Origin of the sequence: Sphingobacterium sp. UBA2610 (genome assembly GCF_002339225.1) — a bacterium.
Classification (GTDB): Bacteria; Bacteroidota; Bacteroidia; order Sphingobacteriales; family Sphingobacteriaceae; genus Sphingobacterium; species Sphingobacterium multivorum.
In genome coordinates this window covers 84,186-94,156 of the sequence record NZ_DDKA01000028.1, presented here as the reverse complement: position 1 = coordinate 94,156, position 9,971 = coordinate 84,186, and the positions used below count along the sequence as shown (strand labels likewise).

5 protein-coding genes are annotated in these 9,971 nt (G+C 35.5%); 2 read left to right on the top strand and 3 right to left on the bottom strand.

Features of this window, described 5'->3' with window-relative positions:
• Window positions 1–33: 33 nt before the first annotated feature.
• Complete coding sequence (gene dxs, locus B4Z47_RS19850; RefSeq protein WP_159333486.1) at window positions 34–1,962, bottom strand: 1-deoxy-D-xylulose-5-phosphate synthase; 1,929 nt, start codon at window positions 1,960–1,962, stop codon at window positions 34–36.
• Window positions 1,963–2,121: 159 nt separating this feature from the next.
• On the opposite strand from dxs, the gene B4Z47_RS19845 reads away from it, so the two are divergent.
• Window positions 2,122–2,910: a segregation and condensation protein A gene (locus tag B4Z47_RS19845; protein WP_286727746.1), complete on the top strand. Its 789-nt coding sequence runs from the start codon at window positions 2,122–2,124 to the stop codon at window positions 2,908–2,910.
• Between the two features lie 33 nt (window positions 2,911–2,943).
• Here the strand turns inward: B4Z47_RS19845 and thiL are convergent, their stop codons facing one another.
• Together thiL and nadA are read right to left on the bottom strand one after the other, a co-directional pair.
• A complete protein-coding gene (thiL, locus tag B4Z47_RS19840) occupies window positions 2,944–3,996 on the bottom strand; it encodes a thiamine-phosphate kinase (RefSeq protein ID WP_205400226.1) in 1,053 nt (350 codons plus the stop codon).
• A 226-nt stretch (window positions 3,997–4,222) separates the two neighbouring features.
• Window positions 4,223–5,218 carry a quinolinate synthase NadA gene (nadA, locus tag B4Z47_RS19835; protein WP_088163401.1) on the bottom strand — a complete coding sequence of 332 codons (996 nt, stop codon included), beginning with the start codon at window positions 5,216–5,218 and terminating at the stop codon, window positions 4,223–4,225.
• Window positions 5,219–8,373: 3,155 nt separating this feature from the next.
• On the opposite strand from nadA, the gene nadB reads away from it, so the two are divergent.
• Window positions 8,374–9,966, top strand: coding sequence for an L-aspartate oxidase (gene nadB, locus B4Z47_RS19830; RefSeq protein ID WP_046673171.1), 1,593 nt, complete (start codon window positions 8,374–8,376; stop codon window positions 9,964–9,966).
• The last annotated feature ends 5 nt before the right edge of the window (window positions 9,967–9,971 follow it).

Sequence of the window (9,971 nt, the reverse complement as noted above, 5' to 3'; positions counted from 1 at the left end):
GATCTCCTTTTTCATTTTTCAAATGTATAGCTCTTATCCGACCATTGAGCTGGTCAATTTTCCATTGCAAAGTTTTTTGGCTTCTGATACGATAGCATCAGCATCGTAGTGTGCATGCTTCCACTGTGCATTTTGTTCAGCATGCTCAATGATCTTATCCGGAATACCCAAACGAACAACCTGGCTATGATATCCGTGATCGGCCATAAACTCCAATACAGCCGAACCTATGCCCCCCTGTAAACTTCCATCTTCAACCGTGATAATTTTATCAAATTTCTGAAAGACCTGATGAAGCAAAGCTTCATCCAATGGTTTAGCAAATCGAAGATCATAATGCGCTGGATGTATTCCCAGTTCATTTAACTGCTGTACCGCTTTAACAGCTTCATTTCCTATCGCTCCAAAACTTAAGATAGCAAGCTCCTCACCTGCTGATATAAGACGCCCCTTTCCTATTTCTATTTCTGTAAATGGGCGACGCCAGTCTGGCATAACACCATTTCCTCTAGGATATCTAATAACAAACGGACCTTTATTGGGTAACTGCGCTGTATACATTAAATTTCGTAACTCTTCCTCATTCATCGGCGCAGAAACCGTCATATTTGGAACACAGCGCATAAAAGCGATATCATAAGCGCCATGATGTGTCGCACCATCCGCACCGACCACTCCCGCACGATCCAAACAGAAAACAACATTCAGATTTTGTAATGCAACATCATGGATGACTTGATCATAAGCGCGTTGCATAAACGACGAATAGATATTACAGAATGGTAATAATCCCTGTGTTGCGAGTCCCGCACTGAATGTAACTGCATGCTGCTCAGCAATTCCAACGTCAAATGCACGGCCAGGCATAGCTTTCATCATAATGTTCATGGAAGAACCAGAAGGCATTGCAGGCGTGATCCCCACAATCTTATCATTTTCTTCCGCAAGCTCAACTAAAGTATGTCCAAAAACATCTTGAAATTTAGGTGCTACCGGTTTATCATTCAAAGACTTCTTGATCTCACCCGTAATTTTATCGAATAGACCTGGAGCATGCCATTTCGTCTGATCTTTTTCAGCTAGCGCAAAACCTTTTCCTTTGATGGTGACGGCATGCAATAATTTAGGCCCCGGTATATGCTTAAGGTCTTCAAGGGTCTTAGCCAATTTCTTGACATCATGCCCATCAACCGGTCCAAAATATCTAAAATTTAAAGATTCAAAGAGATTGGCATTTTTTAATAAAGTTCCCTTTATGCTTTTTTCCAATTTTTTGGCAATACCAAGTGCATTTGGACCAACTTCCGAAATCTTGGTCAATACAGCTGCGATATCGTCTCTAAAACGATTATAGCGCTTGGAGGTTGTTATACTTGTCAAATACTCCTTCAATGCGCCTACATTAGGGTCAATGGACATGCAGTTGTCATTCAGAATAACCAAAAGGTTTGATTTCGAAATACCGGCATGATTAAGTGCTTCAAATGCCATTCCACCAGTCAAGGCACCATCACCGATAACCGCGATATGCTGACGATCCTTTTCACCCTTTATTTGGGAAGCGACTGCCATGCCTAATGCTGCAGAAATAGATGTTGACGAGTGTCCAACACCAAATGCATCGTATTGAGATTCAAAACGGTTAGGAAAACCCGAAATTCCGTTCTCAATTCGATTTGTATGAAATATATCGCGACGCCCCGTTAGGATTTTATGCCCATAAGCCTGATGACCTACATCCCAAATCAATTGATCGTATGGGGTATTCATTACGTAATGTAACGCCACCGTTAACTCGACGACTCCCAAACTTGCTGCAAAGTGACCACCATTAACCGAAACCTGATCAATAATAAATTGACGTAATTCCTGACTTAACTGTTCTAATTGGTCTTCCTTTAGCTTTTTAAGATCAGAGGGATCGTTTATTTTACTTAATAGTTCTCCAGCCTCAAACTGCATAGTACTGCTATTTACATGATATGTTCGTACAAAGTAACGACAATTTTATTTAATCTTTAAAATAAATCGCATTTACATATTGATGAACAACAAATAAAATAATGAATAGTTTGTATCGAAGTTATTCCAAAAGATTTTATATGTAAATTTGTATAAGATATGGAAGTAGAAGAAGGCTACGAAATCAAGCTTCCTCAATTTGAGGGACCTTTTGATTTATTATTATTTTTTATCGAACGGGATGAACTAAATATCCACGATATACCGATTTCAAAGATTACAGATGATTTTTTATCGTATGTGAGCCAAATGCAAGCGCTCAATATGGAAATGGCAAGCGAGTTTATCTTTGTTGCTTCTACACTGATGCGTATCAAAGCTAAAATGCTATTACCTCGTCTGGATCTGGACGACAATGAAAATGAAATCGATCTAAGAGAAGATCTTGTTCAAAAACTTATTCTCTATAAGCAATTTAAAGAGACCTGTGAAGAATTGAGAGTCTTGGAAGAAAATCGTCTCAAACTATACAGCCGAGGCAACATACGCTATGATATCCAGCAAAGACTAAAATTAGACTCTACCGGAGAAAATTTGGATAGCTTCGACCTTTATAGTCTAATGATGATTTACGAGCAAATGATGTATCAATTCCGTAATCGTCCCCCAGAAGTAACACATACAGTTGTCAAATATCCATACACCATTGAACAACAGAAGAAAGCAATAGCCGAACTAATTGAAATCAATAAAAAATTGGATTTTCAAGAAATTCTTAAAAACTCAGAAAATAAAATACAGTTTGTCTATAACTTTTTAGCAATTCTTGAAATGCTGCAACAGAGATTATTACAGATCGAAGTGGGCTTAGGCTATAACAATTTCAATGTAGGTGAAAGAGATCCAAATGAGGTAGAGGAACTCCGGCTTGAGGAGCAAGAAGCATAAAAAAAGACCTGTTTTGAACAGGTCTTTTTCGTATTAGTCTTTTTTCTTAAAAGCATTCCACCCCTGGGCTGTTATCGGATAAAGGTTCCCTGATTTGGAAATCATTTCACAGCCTTCAGTACTTGGCGTCATATAACCAATAATGCTAATATCCGGTAAGTTTTTGATTTTATCATGATCGGCCTGAGCTATTGTGAACAGTAGTTCATAATCTTCACCGCCATTAAGTGCGGCTACGGTTGGATCAATGCCAAATTCCCGCCCCGTATCATAAGTCATCTGATCCAATGGAATTTTTTCCTCATATAATCTGCAACCTTTGTCAGATTGTCTGCAAATATGTAGAATTTCTGATGCAAGCCCGTCTGAAATATCCATCATCGCTGTGGGCTTGATCCCTAGCTTGGCAAATAATTCAACAATGTCTTTCCGGGCTTCAGGTTTCAATTGACGTTCAACAATATAATCTTTTCCCTCTAAATCAGGCTGTACATTGGGATTTTCTAAATAGATATCCTTTTCACGCTCCAAGAGCTGTAAGCCCATATAAGCTGCCCCTAGATCACCAGACACACACAAGAGATCACCTTCCTGCGCACCATTACGATAAACAATCTGATCTGTATCAGCATAACCTATGCTTGTCACAGAAATAACCAAGCCTTGGGCTGAAGCGGAAGTGTCTCCGCCAATTAAGTCGACATTATATTTCTTACAGGCAATCAATGCTCCCTGATAAATCTCTTCTACAGCTTCCAATGGAAATTTTGAGGACAGACCTATTGAAAAGGTAATTTGTGAAGCTATTCCGTTCATCGCGTAAATATCGCTCAAATTGACCTGAACAGCTTTGTAACCTAGATGTTTTAACGGAACATATCTAAGATCAAAATGAATCCCTTCCAACAGTAGATCAGTAGATATCAAGGTTTTTTTACCTCCAAAATCTAGAACAGCAGCATCATCGCCAATCCCTTTAATTGTGGATTTTTCTGTTAATTCTACAGCTTTTTTTATATAATCAATCAAGCCGAACTCACCCATTTCTTCCAAATTGGTTCGCTCGGTGTTATCAAAATCGAACATGCTAAAAAGTTTAAAAGTTTAATATAGATAATGCCTGCTGATAATCATCTCCCAGAGAGATATCCGGATGGCATTACAAAATAAGTTTTACTATAAGACCAATGCCCCCTGCTTATACATTGGACTCTTTTCGTTGAACTGCATATAAACAGCTCAACGAAATCATTATTGACCATTGAAAACCAATCAGTTATTATCTTGGTATGATCAAAAATTATGCAGATTTCTATAAGCCTAAACTTGCCGATATTTCCAACATACGTTCAATAGGACGCTGGGCTCGGAGAATAACATCCTCGGGAAGAAGGATTTCAGGCGATTCATACTTCAGACAGTTATATAGCTTCTCAAGCGTATTAAGCTTCATATGCGGGCAATCATTACATGCACAGGCATTATTAGGAGGTGCAGGGATAAAAGTCTTATGTGGACTTGCTTTTTGCATTTGGTAGAGAATACCTGATTCTGTAGCAACAATATAAGCCTGGGCCGTATCTGTCTGGGTAAATTTAAGCATGCCGGCAGTCGATCCCACATAATCGGCTATCGCCAGTATATGATCCTCACACTCCGGATGGGCAATAAACTTAGCATCAGGGTGCTCGCTTTTCAAACGATCAATTTTATCTTGAGAAAAAATTTCATGGACCATACATGCACCATTCCAAAGCACAAGATCTCGTCCAGTTTTCTTTTTAACGTATGCTCCGAGATTACGATCCGGGCCAAAAATGATTTTCTGATCCGCTGGCAGGCTCTCTACGATCTGCACAGCGTTACTAGAGGTACATACGATATCGGAAAGCGCTTTCAATTCCGCTGTACAGTTTACATAAGTGATGACCAAATGATCAGGATATTGTTCCTTAAATTTAGCGAAAAGATGCGGCGGGCAAGAATCTGATAGCGAACAACCTGCTTTGGCATCTGGCAGAAGAACCTTTTTCGTCGGTGAAAGTATTTTAGCTGTCTCAGCCATGAAATGTACTCCAGCAAAAACAATTACATCTGCATCAGTTTTCGCAGCTTCCTGGGATAAACCAAGGCTATCTCCTATATAATCCGCTATATCTTGAATTTCAGACTCTTGATAATAGTGAGCCAAGATGACAGCGTTCTTTTCTTTCTTTAACCGTTGGATCTCTTTAATCAAATCCAGTGAGGGATCAATCGGAGCATCGATATAACCTTTTGCTTGAAGCTCATAATTTACAATTTCCATGCGAGTAGTTTCAACTTTTATGAACAGCAAAAATAAGCATTGTTAGATATATAAAAGTCAATTAAAAGCAAATTAATCAGGTCGTGGTAATATACCGCTCGCTTGAATGTGATGCATTATTAGATAATAACAGATAAAACACTGATATAAAACCTCTTATTAATCAATAATAGATTACAACGGATCTACCGAGCCTAGCTTATTGGATAATGTCAGTTTTCAAATTTGATCGAACAACTACAACTGTTGCCCAATTACATGATCTTGCAGCACTGACAGTGAAATACCTATTAAAAAAATACAAATTAAACATTTACAAATATTAATAGTTAAATTAATTTAAATAAAGTTTAATCAAACAATATTACGCCCATATAAACTCTTTTAGACTTGAATATTTAGGAAACTATTCGAACTCTTCATTTATACCAAAAGCTGAAAGGGTTTATTTCACATTATTTCGATCTTCGAAAATCAGTTTCATCCGCATCAAACCTTCATAGCCTAAGGAACGTTTTTAGGCATATTACAAAACAATGAAAAATATAGCACAAAAGGAAGCTTTATTTATTAACATTTCAGATTAAAAAACGTTTTTGAGCTCTTATAGGAGAGATTAATGGATTCTGGATTGATCAATAATTTTATATCAAATTCTCAGCGGGTTTATTTTGTAAATTTGGCGTAAACTGTATATGCCTGCAGCATTGAAAGCGTACGAAATAGCTTCGAAAGCAAAATAAACGCTCTCAGAATTGTCTATAGGATATTGCATCATCAGCTTCCCTAAATATGCCATTCTAATCGCAAATATTTGAAGTTTATATATTTTTCGTTTACCAACCACATACAGCAACGGAGGCCAGAACTAGGCGAAAATCAATTTTCATTAATAAAAATACGTCATAGACAATCAATACAAAACAATAATTTCTGGAATAAGTGCTTTTACATTTGCATATAAAAATACTAGCAGCTTGTAGAAATGAATATAGGAATATAGCGATGTAAATTTACGCCAATTCAGGGTCAATAGCGTTGAATGAAATAGTTCAAATAAACCCTATAAGAATTGGATATTTATAAGAAAATCTAAAAGAGTCAAGTAGAAGCGAATCTAGAAGAGAGTATTTCTCGGAAAATAAAATATATGACTAAATGATGCATACAGCATCCAAAATAAAGCGGACAAGAATTAAATATTGGCTACTATAATATAAGATAGTGAATTTATTTAATTCTAAGAGGCTTTAATGAAATTTTCACAATTCAATTTTACAAAATTCAAGAATAAATGATGGATCCCACCAAAATAGAATAAATTATACCGAGTATCAGATAAGAATCCAGTAAATAACTCCCTCAAAAGCTCAATATAACAGAATCCGAGCGTATATCCGGCTAGACCAAGCATCTGGCGATAATTATAGTACAAACCGCAAAAAATCCAACAAATATAACTTAAAAAATACTAATAAGTATAATAACGAAATATAAACTTGTTAAAAAATATACATTCTCAAATTTATATTAAATTTGGTGAATTAAACCGCTTCATACTCAAATAGATAAATAATATTAAAAGATAATACTAAATATGCGATTGACAAAGCACTTTCAAAGCATGTTAGTCGCTTAGAATTAAATATTCCAAACAAACAGCGAAAGAAGTCAATATATTCAATCCATAAGAGCTTTATTTTAGAAAAATACGCCCTGAGAATGATATAAAAAGATTCTTTATAACAATGATCCAGAATATTCGAATCTCACAGATCTAAATTTGGACAATTATTCCATCTAATGGATGTTGGGCTGCAAATATAGTAAGATTGTTTGTTCTGCAATAAATTATTTGAAGAAATTATCTGCATTCCAAAATTATTAACAAGTCAATCTTCGAATTTCAGTTAGATCTTAAAAAATTTACTATTTAAGGCTATAGAATGTCTTAAAAAGCCCTGAAAACAAATTTTTAAAAAATATCCAATTCTAAACAGGTATATTTTTAAACAATCCCCTTGAGATTCTGTTTAAAATTCAATCCCGCGAAAACCAAACAAATATCGTAGCCAAATCTGAATATAAACAGGCAGATACAGGAATAAAAAATTCCAATAACCAAATACCTCTCAATTTCCATTTTTGAAAACTTTGCTGATAAAGTACAGAAATTTTTGACGCCAATTTTACCTCGTTGAGAAAGCAAAATTCACATATTTTTGAAAAAAATACGCAAATAAGCAAACCTCAAACAGTTTAAAATCCAAATATCAAAATCAATTAAATTGCCTTTTTCATATCAATTTTAAAAGCAAAGATTAGCAACTATTAGAATTCAATAAAGGAATTTATCTGCTCTAAAGACAGAAATATTAAAATCTCATAGCATCCAAATTAGAATTAAAACTTTTCTGATCCGATTTCTATCGGTTACAAAGCGATAAAATTGAAATAAGATCCCAAACGGGAAAATATCCAAGTATAAAACGACTTAAACCTATATTTTTTTTAAAAAAATTATAAATAACGCGCTGAAACTAGATTAAATCCATATACAAAAAAAAATAAAATAAATAGTCAATCCTAAAGCGCTTTAAAAGTCAATAGGAAATTTAAAAAATAAAATAAACTCAATTAGAATTAAATATTTCAATAGGGGACTTTATAATTCCCGAATATCGAAATCTAACCGCTTCTAATCGAACTTGACAAAACTAAACAAAGATTTTCGAACGTATTCCACAATCTTTTTTTTCAATAAATACTAATTATTTAAAATAGAAAATCTCTTATTGTTTATTATGGTGTGGAAAAGTGGTATAAATTAGGTTATTTCGATTTTGATTTTAGGTTTTTATAGAGTTTTCAACAATTTTTCAACAGAATTTATTCATTAAAGACCTGATTTTTAAAATTCTAAATTATCTTATTTTTTATTTTCCATATATTTTTGTTGAATAGTTTTTGTTTAGAAAATGTGGAAATCTCTAGATTTTTGTGCGGAAAAATTTTAGAAATAAGGCTTGCAAATAGGGGATTTGTGAATTGTTAAATACTTTTCATTTTTATTTAACCTTTTATTTACACGTTTTCCACATTTTTCGTTAATTTGAATCGTCACTTTTGGGGATAGTTTGTGAATTTTAATTTATATGGCAGATAGAAAGGTAGATTTTTTGGTCATTGGATCAGGTATTGCTGGATTAAGCTTTGCTTTAAAAGCATCGAAATTCGGTAAAGTATTGATAGTCACTAAGTCCAATGAGGATGAGTCTAATACAAAATATGCGCAAGGGGGAGTGGCTGCCGTTGTGGATAAGTCAGATAGCTTTGAGAAGCATATCATTGATACTCAGATTGCTGGGGATGGTTTATGCGATGTTGAAATTGTGGAAAACGTAGTGAGAGAAGCACCGGAACGGATTGCAGAACTTATTTCATACGGAACATCATTTGACAAGGAGGAATCGGGGTTATATGATCTGGCAAAAGAGGGGGGACATTCCGCTCATCGTATTTTACATTATAAAGATATAACTGGCTATGAAATTGAGCGTGCGTTATTGGCGCAAGCACATAGTGATCCCAACATTGAAATCGTAACGCATTACTTTGCCATTGATTTGATTACACAGCATCATTTGGGGGAATACGTGGATAAGAACAGGGAAGACATTACCTGTTATGGAATTTATGCTTTTAATACCTCATCACATTTAGTAGATAAGATTTTGAGTAAGGTTACTGTGATGGCTTCTGGAGGAGCAGGGCATGTTTATTCAAGTACAACAAATCCAACTATTGCGACTGGAGATGGTATTGCTATGGTGTATCGGGCAAAAGGTAAGGTACGTAATATGGAGTTTATGCAATTTCACCCTACTTCTTTATACAATCCAAAGGACTCTCCTGCATTTTTGGTATCTGAAGCCGTACGTGGATTTGGGGGTATTTTAAGAAGGATCAATGGTGAATCTTTCATGGAGGAGTACGATGAACGTGCTTCTTTGGCACCAAGAGACATCGTTGCTAGAGCTATTGATGCCGAGATGAAGAAATCTGGTATAGATTATGTGTACCTTGATATCACGCATCGGAATAAGGAAGATATTATCAAGCATTTTCCAAATATTTATGAAAAGTGTCTTTCGATCGGACTGGATATGGCGAAGGATTTTATACCAGTTACACCGGCTGCGCATTACCTCTGTGGAGGCATTTATGTAGATGATTTTGGACGCAGTAGCCTCGTTAACTTATATGCTTGCGGAGAGTGTTCTTCTACTGGCCTGCATGGGGCAAACCGATTAGCTTCTAATTCACTTCTTGAAGCACTTGTTTATGCACATCGTATTTTCCTGGACGCCACAAAGTCGATAGGATTGATTAACCATATTGTTGATGTCCCCGAATGGGATGACTCTAAAACCTCTCTTTCAAATGAGGATATTTTAGTAAGTCATAATTTACGCGAGTGCCAAAAGATTATGAGTGACTATGTTGGCATTGTCCGTTCCGATTTTAGGCTTGAAAGAGCTCTTAAACGGCTACATCTCTTGTATGAGGAGACCGAAGAATTTTATCGAAATACAAGGCTTTCTGTTAAACTGTGTGAATTACGTAATGTTATTCAAGTAGCTTATATCGTGACAAAATCAGCTATGTTACGGAAAGAAAGTAGGGGATTGCATTATACAACGGACTATCCGAAACATTCGGAAGTATTACAGGATACAATTTTTTAAGGAAT